Below are 13,740 nucleotides of genomic sequence, written 5' to 3'. Positions count from 1 at the left end.
GAAGTTACGGAGAGTAAAAATGAAAGTTCGTGCTTCCGTCAAGAAATTATGCCGTAACTGCAAAATCGTTAAGCGTGATGGCGTCATCCGCGTGATTTGCAGTGCCGAGCCGAAGCATAAACAGCGCCAAGGCTGATTTATTCGCATATTTTTCTTGCAAAGTTGGGTTGAGCTGGCTAGATTAGCCAGCCAATCTTTTGTATGTCTGTACGTTTCCATTTGAGTATCCTGAAAACGGGCTTTTCAGCATGGTGCGTACATATTAAATAGTAGGAGTGCATAGTGGCCCGTATAGCAGGCATTAACATTCCTGATCACAAACATACCGTAATCGCATTAACTGCCATTTTCGGTATCGGCAAGACCCGCTCTAAAGCCATCTGTGCTGACACGGGTATCGCTGAAAATGTTAAGATCAGTGAGCTGTCTGAAGAACAAATTGAATCCCTGCGTGAAGCGGTAGGTAAATTTGTCGTTGAAGGTGATCTGCGCCGTGAAATCACCCTGAGCATCAAGCGTCTGATGGACCTTGGTTGCTATCGTGGTTTACGCCATCGTCGTGGTCTTCCGGTTCGCGGTCAGCGTACTAAGACCAACGCACGTACCCGTAAGGGTCCGCGTAAACCGATCAAGAAATAATCGGGGTGATTGAATAATGGCAAAGGCACCAGTTCGTGCACGTAAGCGTGTAAGAAAACAAGTCTCTGATGGCGTGGCTCATGTCCATGCTTCTTTTAACAACACCATCGTTACCATTACCGATCGTCAAGGTAACGCGCTGGGTTGGGCAACAGCCGGTGGTTCCGGTTTCCGTGGTTCTCGCAAATCCACTCCGTTTGCAGCTCAGGTTGCAGCAGAGCGTTGCGCTGAAGCCGTAAAAGAATACGGCATCAAGAATCTGGAAGTTATGGTCAAAGGTCCGGGTCCAGGTCGCGAATCTACTATTCGTGCACTGAACGCCGCTGGTTTCCGCATCACTAATATTACTGATGTGACTCCGATCCCTCATAACGGTTGTCGTCCGCCGAAAAAACGTCGCGTATAACGCGTTCGTTTCTAGGATTGTTGGAGAAAGAAAATGGCAAGATATTTGGGTCCTAAGCTCAAGCTGAGCCGTCGTGAGGGCACAGACCTGTTCCTTAAGTCTGGCGTTCGCGCGATCGATACCAAGTGTAAAATTGAACAAGCTCCTGGCCAGCACGGTGCGCGTAAACCGCGTCTGTCTGACTATGGTGTGCAGTTGCGTGAAAAGCAAAAAGTTCGCCGTATGTACGGTGTGCTGGAGCGTCAGTTCCGTAACTATTATAAAGAAGCAGCGCGTCTGAAAGGCAACACCGGTGAAAACCTGTTGACTCTGCTGGAAGGTCGTCTGGACAACGTTGTATACCGTATGGGCTTCGGCGCGACTCGTGCTGAATCACGTCAGCTGGTTAGCCACAAAGCTATCATGGTAAACGGTCGTGTTGTTAACATCGCTTCTTATCAGGTTAAAGCGAATGACGTTGTCAGCATTCGTGAGAAAGCGAAAAAGCAATCTCGCGTGAAAGCCGCTCTGGAGCTGGCTGAGCAGCGTGAAAAGCCAACCTGGCTGGAAGTTGATGCTGGCAAGATGGAAGGTACGTTCAAGCGTCTGCCGGAACGTTCTGATCTGTCTGCGGACATTAACGAACACCTGATCGTCGAGCTTTACTCCAAGTAAAGCTTAGTACCAAAGAGAGGACACAATGCAGGGTTCTGTGACAGAGTTTCTAAAACCGCGCCTGGTCGATATCGAGCAAGTGAGTTCGACGCACGCCAAGGTGACCCTTGAACCTTTAGAGCGTGGCTTTGGCCATACTCTAGGTAACGCACTGCGCCGTATTCTGCTCTCATCGATGCCGGGTTGCGCGGTGACCGAGGTTGAGATTGATGGTGTACTTCATGAGTACAGCACCAAAGAAGGCGTTCAGGAAGATATCCTTGAAATCCTGCTCAACCTGAAAGGGCTGGCGGTGAGAGTTCAGGGTAAAGATGAAGTCATCCTTACTTTGAACAAATCTGGCATTGGCCCTGTGACCGCAGCCGACATTACCCATGACGGTGATGTCGAAATCGTCAAGCCGCAACATGTGATCTGCCACCTGACCGATGAGAACGCAGCTATTAGCATGCGTATCAAAGTTCAGCGCGGTCGCGGTTATGTGCCGGCTTCTGCCCGAATTCATTCGGAAGAAGATGAGCGCCCAATCGGCCGTCTGCTGGTCGACGCATGCTACAGCCCGGTAGAGCGTATTGCCTACAATGTTGAAGCAGCGCGTGTAGAACAGCGTACCGACCTGGACAAGCTGGTCATCGAAATGGAAACCAACGGCACAATCGATCCTGAAGAGGCGATTCGTCGTGCGGCAACCATCCTGGCAGAACAACTGGAAGCTTTCGTTGACTTACGTGATGTACGTCAGCCGGAAGTGAAAGAAGAGAAACCAGAATTCGATCCGATCCTGCTGCGCCCTGTTGACGATCTCGAATTGACTGTCCGCTCTGCTAACTGCCTCAAGGCAGAAGCTATCCACTATATCGGTGATCTGGTACAGCGTACCGAGGTTGAGTTGCTGAAAACGCCGAACCTGGGTAAAAAATCTCTTACCGAGATTAAAGACGTGCTGGCTTCACGTGGTTTGTCTCTGGGCATGCGCCTGGAAAACTGGCCACCGGCAAGCATTGCTGACGAGTAACCGGATCACAGGTTAAGGTTTTACTGAGAAGGATAAGGTCATGCGCCATCGTAAGAGTGGTCGTCAACTGAACCGCAACAGCAGCCATCGCCAGGCTATGTTCCGTAACATGGCTGGTTCGCTGGTTCGTCATGAAATCATCAAGACGACCCTGCCGAAAGCGAAAGAACTGCGTCGCGTAGTTGAGCCGCTGATTACTCTTGCCAAGACTGATAGCGTTGCTAATCGTCGTCTGGCATTCGCCCGCACTCGTGATAACGAGATCGTGGCAAAACTGTTTAACGAGCTGGGCCCGCGTTTCGCGAGCCGCGCCGGTGGTTACACTCGTATTATGAAGTGTGGCTTCCGTGCAGGCGACAACGCGCCGATGGCATACATCGAGCTGGTTGATCGCTCTGAATCGAAAGCAGAAGCTGCTGCAGAGTAATCTGTAGTAACGTAAAAAAACCCGCTCCGGCGGGTTTTTTTATATCCTCCCTATTCCTGCTTGTTTACAATATCTGCATTCTTTTTGTTCATCGCCGGAGCCGTATTATGTGGTTACTGGATCAGTGGGCAGAACGCCATATTCTTGATGCCCAGCGCAAAGGTGAATTGGATAATCTTCCGGGCAGTGGCGAACCACTGATTCTGGATGATGATTCACATGTGCCGCCCGAGCTACGCGCAGGTTATCGATTACTCAAGAATGCGGGTTGTTTACCTCCCGAACTTGAACATCGTAAAGAAGCCGTGATGCTAAATGACTTACTTAAAGGCGTTCAGGAGTGCGATCCCCGCTATGCTGAGCTGAGCCGTCGCCTTGCGCTGCTCGAGCTAAAGCTGCGGCAAGCGGGCTTAAATACTGACTTCCTGCGTGGGGATTACGCTGATAAGTTGCTGCATAAGATTAATGAGGAGTAATCATGTACCGCATAGGTGAACTGGCTAAATTGGCTGACGTTACTCCTGATACCATCCGCTATTATGAAAAACAGCAGATGATGGATCATAACGTGCGTACGGAAGGTGGATTTCGTCTCTATTCGGATAACGACCTGCAGAGACTGCGTTTTATCCGCTATGCCAGGCAGCTGGGGTTTACGCTGGAATCGATCCGCGAACTTCTCTCGATCCGCATCGATCCGGAACATCATACCTGTCAGGAATCTAAAGGCATTGTGCAGGCTCGTTTGAGTGAAGTGGAATCCCGTATTAAGGAGCTCCAGGCTATGCGTCGTTCCTTACAGCGGCTCAATGATGCTTGCTGCGGCACAGCGCACAGCAGTGTCTATTGTTCCATTCTTGAAGCGCTCGAGCAGGGCGCCAGTAACAGAAATACCGGGCGTTGATTTTTTCAGCATTCGCGTCTACACTCACGCCGATTTCATTTCACCAATCTGGAGATTTTATGAGCCGCTATCAGCACACTAAAGGGCAGATAAAAGATAATGCCATCGAGGCCTTGCTTCATGACCCGTTATTCAGGCAACGAGTTGAAAAGAATAAGAAGGGGAAAGGCAGTTATCAAAGAAAAGCAAAACATGCGGGGCGGGATGGTCGGGAGGCCAGTGGCAAGAAAGTGATTAACTTTTTTACCACTGGCCTTCTGGTTTTAAAGCCTTTTAAGAGCGATTGTTCTGTTCTTTTAACAGGTCACGAATTTCGCTAAGCAGGACTTCTTCTTTAGTCGGAGCAGGTGGTGCTGCCGGCGCCTCTTCTTTTTTCCTGTTCAATTTGTTCATCAGTTTGATTGCCATAAAAATAGCAAAAGCCACGATGATAAAGTCGAATACATTCTGGATGAATACGCCATAGTGCATTACGACAGCGGGAATGTCGCCCTGGGCATCTCGCAGCGTTACAGCAAACTGTTTAAAGTCAATTCCGCCGATGAGCAAGCCTAGCGGCGGCATAATAATATCGGCAACCAACGACGATACGATTTTACCAAATGCTGCACCAATGATGACACCGACTGCCAGATCAACCACGTTCCCGCGCATCGCAAATTCGCGAAATTCTTTTAAAAAACTCATTTTATTCTCCTTGAGCCAGCAAACACTGATAAGTTTAACAAATGTATTCCTATTTTCCATTATTAGGAAATAATTGCAGGAAAATATTATCCTTTGATATATAAGGGATAAAAGAAAGGCGTCTTGTCGACGCCTGATAACTACAGAAAGAAAGGACTTGGCTGGAATAGCCTCTCCACATCAGAGATGAATTTTTTGTCAGTCAGGAACATAACTACATGATCCCCTTGCTCAATGCGCAGATTGTTATTCGCTATCATGACATCATTACCGCGTACAACTGCGCCAATAATTGTTCCTGGCGGAAGTTTAATCTCATCAATCGAACGTCCAACAACCCGTGAAGTGCTTTCGTCTCCGTGCGCCACTGCTTCAATGGCCTCAGCGACGCCGCGGCGCAGCGAGGAAACACCAACAATATCCGCTTTGCGGACATGGCTGAGCAGCGCGGATATGGTTGCCTGCTGCGGTGATATTGCAATGTCGATCACGCTCCCCTGGACAAGATCGACGTAAGCCCGTCGCTGGATCAGTACCATGACTTTTTTGGCGCCCATTCGCTTCGCGAGCATGGCAGACATGATATTGGCTTCATCATCGTTGGTGACAGCGATAAAAAGATCAACTTGATCGATATGTTCTTCAGCCAGTAATTCTTGATCTGAAGCATCGCCGTAGAAGACGATGGTATTCTGCAGCTTTTCTGCAAGCTCTGCGGCTCGCTGTTGATTACGTTCAATGAGTTTGACGCTGTAATCTTTCTCCAGCTTATGGGCGAGCCCGGCGCCAATGTTTCCGCCGCCGACCAGCATGATGCGTTTATAAGGCTTTTCCAGACGCTGAAGCTCGCTCATGACTGCTCGAATGTGCTGCGAAGCGGCGATAAAGAACACCTCATCCCCGGCCTCTACAATTGTTGAGCCCTGGGGTCTGATAGGACGATCGTGGCGGAAAATGGCCGCTACGCGTGTATCAATATGCGGCATATGTTCGCGCATAGTCGAAAGTGCATTTCCCACCAAAGGACCGCCATAATAGGCTTTAACGACCGCCAGGCTGACCTTTCCTTCAGCAAAATTGACAACCTGCAAAGCGCCTGGATACTCGATCAGCCGGTAAATACTATCAATTACCAGCTGCTCAGGTGCGATAAGGTGATCTATAGGAACCGCTTCTGAATGGAAAAGTTTATCGGCATCGCGAACATAATCCGGCGAACGGATGCGAGCAATACGATTTGGTGTATTAAACAGCGAATAGGCAACCTGGCAGGCCACCATATTGGTTTCATCGGAGCTGGTCACCGCAACCAGCATGTCGGCATCATCCGCACCGGCCTCACGTAACACGCGCGGATGCGAGCCATGTCCCTGAACCACCCGGAGATCAAATTTATCCTGAAGACTACGAAGGCGGTCGCCATTCGTGTCGACCAGAGTAATGTCGTTGTTCTCCCCGACGAGATTTTCCGCCAGAGTTCCGCCGACCTGTCCTGCGCCCAATATGATAATTTTCATCAGTCGCGACTCGTTATCTCATCACTTTTTGATTAGCTTAGCGTAAAAGAAGCCGTCACCTTCTTCAGCGCCAGGCAAATTTTGTTGACCTGGCACCTCTGGCGTTCCGGTTTCGCTGAGTACCGCATCCGCTGTTCGTTGCAGAAAAGCTTTAATTTGCAGGCTATTCTCCTCTGGTAATACGGAGCACGTCGCGTAAACCAGAGTTCCGCCGGATTTCAGGTGCGGCCATACGGCATCCAGAATTTCCGACTGAAGCTGGGCCAGTTCTGCGATATCGCGATCCCGGCGCAGCCATTTGATATCCGGGTGACGGCGAATAACACCGCTAGCGGAACAAGGCGCATCCAGTAGGATACGATCGAACTGTTGTTCGCCGCACCACTGTGATGGATGGCGTCCATCACCCTGTTTGACGGTTGCCTTCATTCCCAGTCGCTTCAGGTTGTCATAGACGCGGGAGAGCCGCTGCTCGTCAATATCGATGGCGAGAACCTGTGCTTCGGGAGCCGCTTCGAGAATATGCGTGGTTTTACCGCCCGGAGCGGCGCAGAGATCCAGAATGTGCTCGCCGTTTTTGGGGGCGAGGAATGTGACGCAACCCTGAGCGGAGGCATCCTGAATGGTAACCCAGCCTTCTTCAAACCCTGGCAGTGCATGGACTGGTACCGGTGTTTCCATGCGTACAGCGTCAGGATAAGCGGAATGCGTAAACCCTGACATACCCGCCTCTTCCAGCAATGCCAGCCAGCTGTCGCGCGTGTGATGGAGACGGTTCACGCGCAACCACATTGGCGGACGCTGGTTGTTCGCATCCACGATGGCTTCCCACCGCGCTGGATACGCTTTCTGCAGGCGTTTTAATAACCAGCCTGGGTGTAAGAAGCGAATGTCGCTACGAGAAAATTCAGACAACAGCTCTTCCTGCTGGCGCTGAAACTGGCGCAATACGCCATTAATCAACCCTTTAAGCTGTGGACGTTTAATAGCGACTGCGCCTTCAACCGTTTCCGCCAGTGCGGCATGCGGCGGGATACGCGTATAGAGCAGTTGATATAAGCCCACCATAATCAGGTAGTGAACGATACGCTGCTTACCCGTCATCGGACGAGACATTAGCTTATTAATCAGCCAGTCTAATTGCGAAAGCGTACGCAGCACGCCAAAGCATAGTTCCTGAAGCAGCGCTTTATCTTTATCGGATACTTTTTGCTGCAGTGAGGGCAGAACGTTGCTTAATGATTGCCCTTGTTCGAGAACCTGTTCAACGGCCTGCGCTGCCAGGCTACGTAAATTGAGTTGTTTTTTCATAAACACAAAAATAAAAATGCCCGGCAACACCGGGCGTATTAAGAAGGGGCCGTCAGACCAGACGGTTGCCAGGAGCGAACCATTCCCGGCGCGAGTTTAAAAGATCCTGGGCGCTCATTGCTTTTTTACCGGCCGGCTGCAGCGAGAGTAGATTCAGAATACCGTCGTTGGTTGCTACCTGAATCCCCTGTTTTGTCGCTTCAATGATGGTCCCCGGTACGGCAGCTGTGGCCGTATTGATAACCGATGCCTGCCAGACTTTTATCGGCTGGCCATCAATTTCTATCCAGCTCATAGGCCACGGATTAAAGGCGCGAATGCAGCGTTCTAACTGAGCAGCGGAAAGAGACCAGTCGATACGCGCCTCTTCTTTGCTGAGTTTTTGTGCATGGGTAACCAGCGCTTCATCCTGAACGACCGGTTTTGCGGTACCCGCGGCAAGCTGCTTAAGGGTTTCAATAAGCCCTTGCGGCCCCAGGTTAGCCAGTTTGTCATATAACGTTCCGCTGGTATCTTCTGCGGTGATGGGACACGCAAGCTTATACAGCATGTCGCCCGTATCAAGCCCGACATCCATCTGCATGATTGTTACACCGGTCTCGGTATCACCAGCCCACAGCGAACGTTGAATTGGCGCCGCTCCGCGCCAGCGTGGAAGCAGCGAACCATGAACATTAATGCAGCCAAGGCGCGGCATATCCAGCACCGCTTTCGGCAAAAGCAGACCATAGGCTACGACCACCATGACGTCTGCATGCAGGTCAGAAACTAATTGCTGATTATCCTGCGGGCGTAACGAAGCTGGCTGGAATACCGGTATGCCTTTCTCCTGCGCCAGTACTTTAACCGGGCTGGGCATGAGTTTTTTACCCCGGCCTGCTGGACGGTCTGGTTGTGTAAACACGCCAACGACGTTATGTCCAGAGGAGAGCAGCGCGTCAAGATGACGCGCTGCAAAATCAGGAGTACCCGCAAAAATAATACGTAGTGAATCTGACACGTTAATTCTCGTCCTTAAGCTCGGGCATTCAAGCGGTCAAGTTTCTCAACTTTTTGACGAATGCGTTGTTGCTTGAGCGGAGACAGATAATCGATGAACAGCTTACCAACGAGATGATCCATCTCATGCTGAATACAGATTGCCAGCAGACCGTCAGCTTCCAGTTCAAACGATTTTCCTTCGCGATCGAGCGCGCGGATTTTCACTTTTTCTGCACGCGGCACTAAAGCGCGTTGTTCAGGAATAGAGAGACAGCCCTCTTCAATGCCGGTCTCTCCGCTCTTTTCCAGCAGCTCCGGGTTGATTAATACCAGCTGCTCATCACGATTTTCCGATACATCAATAACGATGATCCGCTGATGGATATCCACCTGCGTTGCGGCAAGACCAATACCTTCTTCAGCGTACATCGTCTCGAACATATCATCGACGATACGCTGAATTTCCGCATTTACTTCTTCAACCGGCTTTGCGACTTTGCGAAGGCGCTCGTCCGGAATATGTAACACTTGCAAAACTGACATAGTTATCCAGAGTTGTGTTCAGGAGTTGGAAAGATTATTACCTCTATTCTAGACAAAACCCCCTGCAATTGACAGTCTCGCTGTCCAATCGCAATGATTGTTAAAGTCGCTTGTGGCAGGGGGATGGGGATGACGCCGAAGGAAATTTGGATACGTTTGATGAGAGTGAGCAGCCTGTATGGCGACAGTGCTGTCAACGTCGCTCGTCAGCTATGTTCATCTCCGACCTTAGATCATGAGAATTTGCGAGCCTGTGGTTTGAATCTGGCGCAATCGAAGCACTTTCTTAGCGTTAACCAATGCGAGATTGATTCCACTCTGCAGTGGCTCGAGCAGCCGAGTTGCTATCTACTCACCGCCGAAGATCCGCTTTACCCACCTCAATTGCGGGCTATTGTGGATTTTCCCGGTGCCCTTTTTGTCTATGGAAATACTTCGCTACTTAGTAGCCGGCAGCTGTCAGTTATCGGAAGTCGAGCGCATTCGTGGTATGGCGCCCGCTGGGGGAAATTATTTAGCGTAGCTTTAGCGGGTTATGGCATTACGATCACTAGCGGTCTGGCTCTTGGCATCGATGGGATCGCCCATCGTGGTGCGCTGGAAGGTAAGGGTAAAACGGTTGCCGTTTTAGGGAACGGGTTACGCGAAATCTATCCTCGTCGCCATCAGGCGCTGGCGGAGCAGATAATTCGCAACGGTGGAGCCGTAATTTCTGAATTTCCACTTTTTACTCCGCCTTTGCCGGGGAATTTTCCCCGGCGTAATCGGATTATCAGCGGCCTGAGCGCCGGTGTGTTAGTTGTTGAAGCCGCACTGAAAAGCGGTTCGCTAGTGACAGTTCGTTATGCTCTGGAGCAGGGAAGGGATGTATTTGCCTTGCCAGGGCCAATTGGCAGTCCTGGTTCGGAAGGACCCCATTGGCTCATTAAGCAGGGAGCGATTCCCGTAACGGCGCCTGAAGACATCATTGAATACTGGCGGGATGATCTACAGTACATTGTTCCCAAGCCGGATGGCGCAAATAATTGCGCGAATCTGCCTTCTGTAGCATTGCCATTTCCAGAGCTCCTGGCTAACGTAGGAGATGAGGTAACACCTGTTGACGTTGTCGCTGAACGTGCCGGCCAATCTGTGCCAGTAACCGTAGCCCAGCTACTTGAACTGGAGTTAGCAGGCTGGATCGCAGCTGTACCCGGCGGCTATGTCCGATTAAGGAGGGCAAGCCATGTTCGACGTACTCATGTATCTGTTTGAAACTTACATCCATAATGAAGCAGAAATGCGCGTGGATCAGGACAAGCTGACTCGGGATCTTACCGATGCCGGTTTTGAACGAGAAGATATCTATAACGCCCTGATGTGGCTTGAGAAACTGGCTGATTATCAGGAGGGGTTGGTTGCGCCTATGCAGCTTGCTTCCGACCCTCTCTCGCTACGAGTATATACGGACGAGGAGTGTCAGCGTCTTGATGCGAGTTGCCGGGGGTTCTTACTGTTCCTTGAGCAAATTCAGGTGTTGAACCTCGAAACACGGGAAATGGTAATAGAGCGTGCGCTGGCGCTGGATACGGCGGAGTTCGATCTGGAGGATCTCAAATGGGTGATTCTGATGGTGCTGTTCAATATTCCCGGTTGCGAAAATGCCTACCAGCAAATGGAAGAATTACTCTTTGAAGTAAATGAAGGTATGCTGCATTAACTTTTTTGCTGCGACATTAGAATTGTTATGACCAAAACAGCGCTGTTTTCGGTGCGTAAAAACGAACCCTGCCCGCAGTGTGGGGCTGAACTGGTGATACGCTCCGGGAAGCACGGGCCTTTTCTCGGCTGTTCGCATTATCCTGACTGTGACTATGTCCGTCCCCTTAAAAGCCAGGCGGACGGACATATCGTCAAAGTTCTGGAGGGGCAAACGTGTCCGTCTTGCGGTTCCGTGCTGGTGCTACGGCAGGGACGTTTTGGTATGTTTATCGGGTGTAGTAGCTACCCTGATTGTGAACATACTGAATTGATTGATAAGCCAGATGAAACCGCAATACCCTGCCCGCAATGCGGACAAGGGCATCTGGTGCAGCGCCGTTCACGCTTTGGTAAAAACTTCCATTCCTGCGATCGTTACCCCGATTGCCAGTTCGTCATTAATTTCAAACCAGTAGCGGGCGAGTGCCCCGAGTGTCATTACCCGTTGCTAATCGAAAAGAAAACAGCTCAGGGCGTTAAGCGCTTTTGTGCCAGCAAACAATGTGGAAAGCCGATATCGGCGGAATAAATCTGTGAATAATAACCTGCCCTCAGAAGCCATCGTTCGCGCTGTAGAGCTTCTGAATAATCAACATGTCATCGCCTATCCTACGGAAGCCGTTTTTGGCGTCGGTTGCGATCCCGATAGCGAAAAGGCCGTCATGACTCTGCTTGCTCTTAAACAGCGTCCGGTCGAAAAAGGATTGATCCTGATCGCCGCTAGCTTTGAACAACTCAAGCCATACATTGACTATACGCGGCTTAGCGATGAGCAGCTCGCGGCTATTTTTTCCTGTTGGCCTGGTCCGGTGACGTTTGTCTTCCCCGCCTGTGCTTCAACGCCGCGTTGGTTGACTGGGCGCTTCAATTCATTGGCTGTCAGAGTTACCGATCATCCGCTGGTGGTTGAACTGTGCAAGGCTTACGGTAAGCCGCTGGTTTCAACCAGCGCAAATTTATCGGGCCAGCCACCTTGCCGCACGACCGAGGAAGTTTATACACAGTTTGGCGCTGACTTTCCCGTCATTGATGGGGCAACGGGAGGACGACAAAATCCATCTGAAATTCGTGATGCCTTGACGGGCGAACTCTTCCGCCAGGGATAATTCATGGAAACTTATGCCGTCTTCGGACACCCCATCGCCCATAGTAAATCGCCGTCTATCCATCGGCTTTTTGCACAGCAGCTGCAAATTGCGCATCCCTATGGACGTATTCTGGCTCCGCTCGATGATTTTGTTACCACGCTTGACGCCTTCTTTAATGAGGGTGGCAAGGGCGCTAACATCACAGTACCTTTTAAAGAAGAGGCCTTTGCGCGAGCTGACGAGTTAACCGAACGTGCAGCGCTGGCCGGCGCAGTTAATACGCTTAAACGGCTGGAAGACGGCCGGCTGCTTGGCGACAATACGGATGGCATCGGGCTCTTAAGCGATCTGGAACGGCTTGAGTTTATCAAACCTGGCTTCCGGGTATTGCTTATTGGCGCGGGTGGCGCTTCACGTGGGGTATTGCTGCCCCTTTTATCTCTGGATTGCGCCGTTACTATTGTCAATCGTACCTTTTCTCGCGCTCATGAACTGGCTACGCTGTTTGCTCATACTGGCAGCGTCCGTGCTTTGGATATAGAAGCATCAGGCAATGAGGAATTTGATCTCATCATTAATGCGACATCCAGCGGCATTGACGGGGACGTTCCTGCAATTCCTGTGAGTTTAATTAACCCTCATGTCTGCTGCTATGACATGTTTTACCAGAAAGGTAGTACGCCTTTTTTATCCTTATGCCAGCAACACGGTGCGACAAAATGCGCTGATGGGTTAGGAATGCTGGTGGCGCAGGCTGCTCATGCGGTGCTGTTGTGGCACGGCATTCTGCCAGATATAACTCCAGTCATTGCCGCTTTACAGAAGGAGCTGAATGCATGAACCAGTCTATTCAGTTTCCTGACAGGGAAGTGTGGGATGAGGCGCACCAATGTATCGCTTTTCCGGTATTAGTAAACGGTATGCAGCTAACCTGCGCCTTAACGTCATCGGTGCTCAAGACGCGTTTTGGTGGGGAAGAACCTACGCAATGGCTGGCCGCATTTCGTGAACATCGCTGGGATCTGGAAGATGAAGCTCAGGTTCTGATTCTCGACCAGCAGGAAGATGCTCAAGGTTGGATCTGGTTTTCCTGAGTCAGGTAGTCACCCTTCCACTTTACATAGTTATTCGCTGAATATATGAGTCCGGCGATTTCCGCCTCCGTCAGGGGGCGTATCTGCTTTACAGGGTTGCCAAAGTAAAGGTAGCCACTCTCAAGGCGTTTATTCTGTGGTACCAGGCTGCCTGCGCCAATCATTATATCGTCTTCTACAATCACGCCATCCAACAGAATCGAACCCATGCCGACCAGCACACGGTTACCGATGGTGCAGCCGTGTAGCATGACCTTGTGGCCGACAGTGACATCATCGCCAATGATAAGTGGATTGCCTCGCGGGTTTGATGAAGACTTATGAGTAACATGTAAGACACTACCGTCCTGGATGTTAGTTCGAGCGCCTATTTCTACATAATTCACATCACCTCGAATCGCGACCAGCGGCCAGATACTGACATCATCAGCTATTCTGACGTCCCCGATCACTACGCTACTGGCGTCGATCATTACCCGTTGACCCGTTTTCGGGAATAACTCTTTATAGCGACGCAAACTGTTGGTCATAGTTACCTCAATAAAATAAGGGAGTGCAAAGACTTTGGGTGCTTTTGGGGCCTCCTGCAACCCTTTATTGTGGTAAAAATTGAACGAATTGCGCAAGAACGCTGCGAAGAGGCTGAAAAAGCATCACATGAAAAAAAAGATCGAAAAAAGGCTTGTGCAAAAAAATGGGATCCCTATAATGCGCTCCCACTGACACGGAACAAC

The 13,740-nt window shown here is 50.5% G+C and carries 21 protein-coding genes; 15 read left to right on the top strand and 6 right to left on the bottom strand.

Annotation, left to right across the window (positions count from 1 at the left end):
• The first annotated feature begins 19 nt into the window (after window positions 1-19).
• The 9 genes from rpmJ to HMPREF3178_RS29460 all read left to right on the top strand — a co-directional run bounded on the left by rpmJ (window position 20) and on the right by HMPREF3178_RS29460 (window position 4,365).
• Window positions 20-136 (top strand): 50S ribosomal protein L36, encoded by a 117-nt coding sequence (gene rpmJ / locus HMPREF3178_RS03935; RefSeq protein ID WP_000868187.1) that lies wholly within the window; start codon window positions 20-22, stop codon window positions 134-136.
• A 146-nt stretch (window positions 137-282) separates the two neighbouring features.
• Window positions 283-639 (top strand): 30S ribosomal protein S13, encoded by a 357-nt coding sequence (gene rpsM / locus HMPREF3178_RS03930; protein WP_004106333.1) that lies wholly within the window; start codon window positions 283-285, stop codon window positions 637-639.
• 16 nt (window positions 640-655) lie between these two features.
• Window positions 656-1,045, top strand: a complete 390-nt coding sequence (rpsK, locus tag HMPREF3178_RS03925; RefSeq protein ID WP_004138423.1) for a 30S ribosomal protein S11 — start codon at window positions 656-658, stop codon at window positions 1,043-1,045.
• A gap of 33 nt (window positions 1,046-1,078) precedes the next feature.
• Entirely contained in the window at window positions 1,079-1,699 is a 621-nt protein-coding gene (rpsD, locus tag HMPREF3178_RS03920; protein WP_004106330.1) for a 30S ribosomal protein S4, read from the top strand.
• Between the two features lie 25 nt (window positions 1,700-1,724).
• The gene (locus HMPREF3178_RS03915) at window positions 1,725-2,714 is read left to right on the top strand and encodes a DNA-directed RNA polymerase subunit alpha (RefSeq protein ID WP_002919219.1); all 990 of its coding nucleotides are present in this window, start codon (window positions 1,725-1,727) and stop codon (window positions 2,712-2,714) included.
• Window positions 2,715-2,754: 40 nt separating this feature from the next.
• Complete coding sequence (rplQ, locus tag HMPREF3178_RS03910) at window positions 2,755-3,141, top strand: 50S ribosomal protein L17 (RefSeq protein WP_004106324.1); 387 nt, start codon at window positions 2,755-2,757, stop codon at window positions 3,139-3,141.
• 107 nt (window positions 3,142-3,248) lie between these two features.
• Window positions 3,249-3,617, top strand: coding sequence for a DnaJ family domain-containing protein (locus tag HMPREF3178_RS03905; protein ID WP_004106314.1), 369 nt, complete (start codon window positions 3,249-3,251; stop codon window positions 3,615-3,617).
• A gap of 2 nt (window positions 3,618-3,619) precedes the next feature.
• Window positions 3,620-4,045: a Zn(2+)-responsive transcriptional regulator gene (gene zntR, locus HMPREF3178_RS03900; protein ID WP_004106312.1), complete on the top strand. Its 426-nt coding sequence runs from the start codon at window positions 3,620-3,622 to the stop codon at window positions 4,043-4,045.
• Between the two features lie 59 nt (window positions 4,046-4,104).
• Window positions 4,105-4,365 carry an alternative ribosome-rescue factor A gene (locus tag HMPREF3178_RS29460; RefSeq protein WP_004106311.1) on the top strand — a complete coding sequence of 87 codons (261 nt, stop codon included), beginning with the start codon at window positions 4,105-4,107 and terminating at the stop codon, window positions 4,363-4,365.
• Here the strand turns inward: HMPREF3178_RS29460 and mscL are convergent.
• The 5 genes from mscL to def form a co-directional block, all read right to left on the bottom strand.
• Window positions 4,319-4,732 (bottom strand): large-conductance mechanosensitive channel protein MscL, encoded by a 414-nt coding sequence (gene mscL, locus HMPREF3178_RS03895; RefSeq protein WP_004106310.1) that lies wholly within the window; start codon window positions 4,730-4,732, stop codon window positions 4,319-4,321. The genes HMPREF3178_RS29460 and mscL overlap by 47 nt on opposite strands.
• Before the next feature lie 140 nt (window positions 4,733-4,872).
• Window positions 4,873-6,249: a Trk system potassium transporter TrkA gene (trkA, locus tag HMPREF3178_RS03890; protein ID WP_004106309.1), complete on the bottom strand. Its 1,377-nt coding sequence runs from the start codon at window positions 6,247-6,249 to the stop codon at window positions 4,873-4,875.
• Window positions 6,250-6,270: 21 nt separating this feature from the next.
• Complete coding sequence (gene rsmB, locus HMPREF3178_RS03885; protein WP_004106308.1) at window positions 6,271-7,560, bottom strand: 16S rRNA (cytosine(967)-C(5))-methyltransferase RsmB; 1,290 nt, start codon at window positions 7,558-7,560, stop codon at window positions 6,271-6,273.
• A 52-nt stretch (window positions 7,561-7,612) separates the two neighbouring features.
• Window positions 7,613-8,560, bottom strand: a complete 948-nt coding sequence (gene fmt / locus HMPREF3178_RS03880; protein WP_004106307.1) for a methionyl-tRNA formyltransferase — start codon at window positions 8,558-8,560, stop codon at window positions 7,613-7,615.
• Window positions 8,561-8,574: 14 nt separating this feature from the next.
• Entirely contained in the window at window positions 8,575-9,084 is a 510-nt protein-coding gene (gene def / locus HMPREF3178_RS03875) for a peptide deformylase (RefSeq protein WP_004106306.1), read from the bottom strand.
• A gap of 129 nt (window positions 9,085-9,213) precedes the next feature.
• Here def and dprA point away from each other — a divergent pair, with 129 nt between their 5' ends.
• The 6 genes from dprA to HMPREF3178_RS03850 are packed head-to-tail and all read left to right on the top strand — an operon-like array spanning window position 9,214 to window position 13,006.
• Window positions 9,214-10,338, top strand: coding sequence for a DNA-protecting protein DprA (dprA, locus tag HMPREF3178_RS03870; protein ID WP_004106300.1), 1,125 nt, complete (start codon window positions 9,214-9,216; stop codon window positions 10,336-10,338).
• A complete protein-coding gene (gene smg / locus HMPREF3178_RS03865) occupies window positions 10,310-10,783 on the top strand; it encodes a DUF494 family protein Smg (RefSeq protein WP_004106298.1) in 474 nt (157 codons plus the stop codon). The genes dprA and smg overlap by 29 nt, the downstream gene beginning before the upstream one ends.
• A gap of 27 nt (window positions 10,784-10,810) precedes the next feature.
• Window positions 10,811-11,353, top strand: coding sequence for a DNA topoisomerase family protein (locus HMPREF3178_RS29455; protein ID WP_004106296.1), 543 nt, complete (start codon window positions 10,811-10,813; stop codon window positions 11,351-11,353).
• A gap of 4 nt (window positions 11,354-11,357) precedes the next feature.
• Entirely contained in the window at window positions 11,358-11,930 is a 573-nt protein-coding gene (gene tsaC, locus HMPREF3178_RS03860) for an L-threonylcarbamoyladenylate synthase type 1 TsaC (protein ID WP_004115936.1), read from the top strand.
• 3 nt (window positions 11,931-11,933) lie between these two features.
• Entirely contained in the window at window positions 11,934-12,752 is an 819-nt protein-coding gene (gene aroE, locus HMPREF3178_RS03855) for a shikimate dehydrogenase (protein ID WP_004106292.1), read from the top strand.
• Complete coding sequence (locus HMPREF3178_RS03850) at window positions 12,749-13,006, top strand: DUF1488 family protein (RefSeq protein WP_004106287.1); 258 nt, start codon at window positions 12,749-12,751, stop codon at window positions 13,004-13,006. Before aroE ends, HMPREF3178_RS03850 begins: the two co-directional genes overlap by 4 nt.
• On the opposite strand, the gene HMPREF3178_RS03845 is transcribed toward HMPREF3178_RS03850, so the two are convergent.
• Window positions 12,982-13,536, bottom strand: coding sequence for a gamma carbonic anhydrase family protein (locus HMPREF3178_RS03845; protein WP_004106285.1), 555 nt, complete (start codon window positions 13,534-13,536; stop codon window positions 12,982-12,984). The two genes, HMPREF3178_RS03850 and HMPREF3178_RS03845, sit on opposite strands and share 25 nt — an antisense overlap.
• Between the last annotated feature and the right edge of the window lie 204 nt (window positions 13,537-13,740).

The organism is Klebsiella sp. HMSC09D12, from assembly GCF_001808475.1.
GTDB lineage: Bacteria > Pseudomonadota > Gammaproteobacteria > Enterobacterales > Enterobacteriaceae > Klebsiella > Klebsiella oxytoca.
Note: the sequence above shows the minus strand (reverse complement) of the source record. Positions and strands in the feature narration are given on the sequence as shown.

Excerpts from the sequence above, each read along its gene's own strand:
- mscL (WP_004106310.1), bottom strand. The coding sequence starts at position 4,732 with ATGAGTTTTTTAAAAGAATTTCGCGAATTTGCGATGCGCGGGAACGTG.
- HMPREF3178_RS03905 (WP_004106314.1), top strand. The coding sequence starts at position 3,249 with ATGTGGTTACTGGATCAGTGGGCAGAACGCCATATTCTTGATGCCCAG.
- HMPREF3178_RS29460 (WP_004106311.1), top strand. The coding sequence starts at position 4,105 with ATGAGCCGCTATCAGCACACTAAAGGGCAGATAAAAGATAATGCCATC.
- trkA (WP_004106309.1), bottom strand. The coding sequence starts at position 6,249 with ATGAAAATTATCATATTGGGCGCAGGACAGGTCGGCGGAACTCTGGCG.
- HMPREF3178_RS03850 (WP_004106287.1), top strand. The coding sequence starts at position 12,749 with ATGAACCAGTCTATTCAGTTTCCTGACAGGGAAGTGTGGGATGAGGCG.
- HMPREF3178_RS03915 (WP_002919219.1), top strand. The coding sequence starts at position 1,725 with ATGCAGGGTTCTGTGACAGAGTTTCTAAAACCGCGCCTGGTCGATATC.
- def (WP_004106306.1), bottom strand. The coding sequence starts at position 9,084 with ATGTCAGTTTTGCAAGTGTTACATATTCCGGACGAGCGCCTTCGCAAA.
- rpmJ (WP_000868187.1), top strand. The coding sequence starts at position 20 with ATGAAAGTTCGTGCTTCCGTCAAGAAATTATGCCGTAACTGCAAAATC.
- rpsD (WP_004106330.1), top strand. The coding sequence starts at position 1,079 with ATGGCAAGATATTTGGGTCCTAAGCTCAAGCTGAGCCGTCGTGAGGGC.
- rplQ (WP_004106324.1), top strand. The coding sequence starts at position 2,755 with ATGCGCCATCGTAAGAGTGGTCGTCAACTGAACCGCAACAGCAGCCAT.
- zntR (WP_004106312.1), top strand. The coding sequence starts at position 3,620 with ATGTACCGCATAGGTGAACTGGCTAAATTGGCTGACGTTACTCCTGAT.
- rsmB (WP_004106308.1), bottom strand. The coding sequence starts at position 7,560 with ATGAAAAAACAACTCAATTTACGTAGCCTGGCAGCGCAGGCCGTTGAA.
- smg (WP_004106298.1), top strand. The coding sequence starts at position 10,310 with ATGTTCGACGTACTCATGTATCTGTTTGAAACTTACATCCATAATGAA.
- HMPREF3178_RS29455 (WP_004106296.1), top strand. The coding sequence starts at position 10,811 with ATGACCAAAACAGCGCTGTTTTCGGTGCGTAAAAACGAACCCTGCCCG.
- dprA (WP_004106300.1), top strand. The coding sequence starts at position 9,214 with ATGACGCCGAAGGAAATTTGGATACGTTTGATGAGAGTGAGCAGCCTG.
- HMPREF3178_RS03845 (WP_004106285.1), bottom strand. The coding sequence starts at position 13,536 with ATGACCAACAGTTTGCGTCGCTATAAAGAGTTATTCCCGAAAACGGGT.
- rpsK (WP_004138423.1), top strand. The coding sequence starts at position 656 with ATGGCAAAGGCACCAGTTCGTGCACGTAAGCGTGTAAGAAAACAAGTC.
- aroE (WP_004106292.1), top strand. The coding sequence starts at position 11,934 with ATGGAAACTTATGCCGTCTTCGGACACCCCATCGCCCATAGTAAATCG.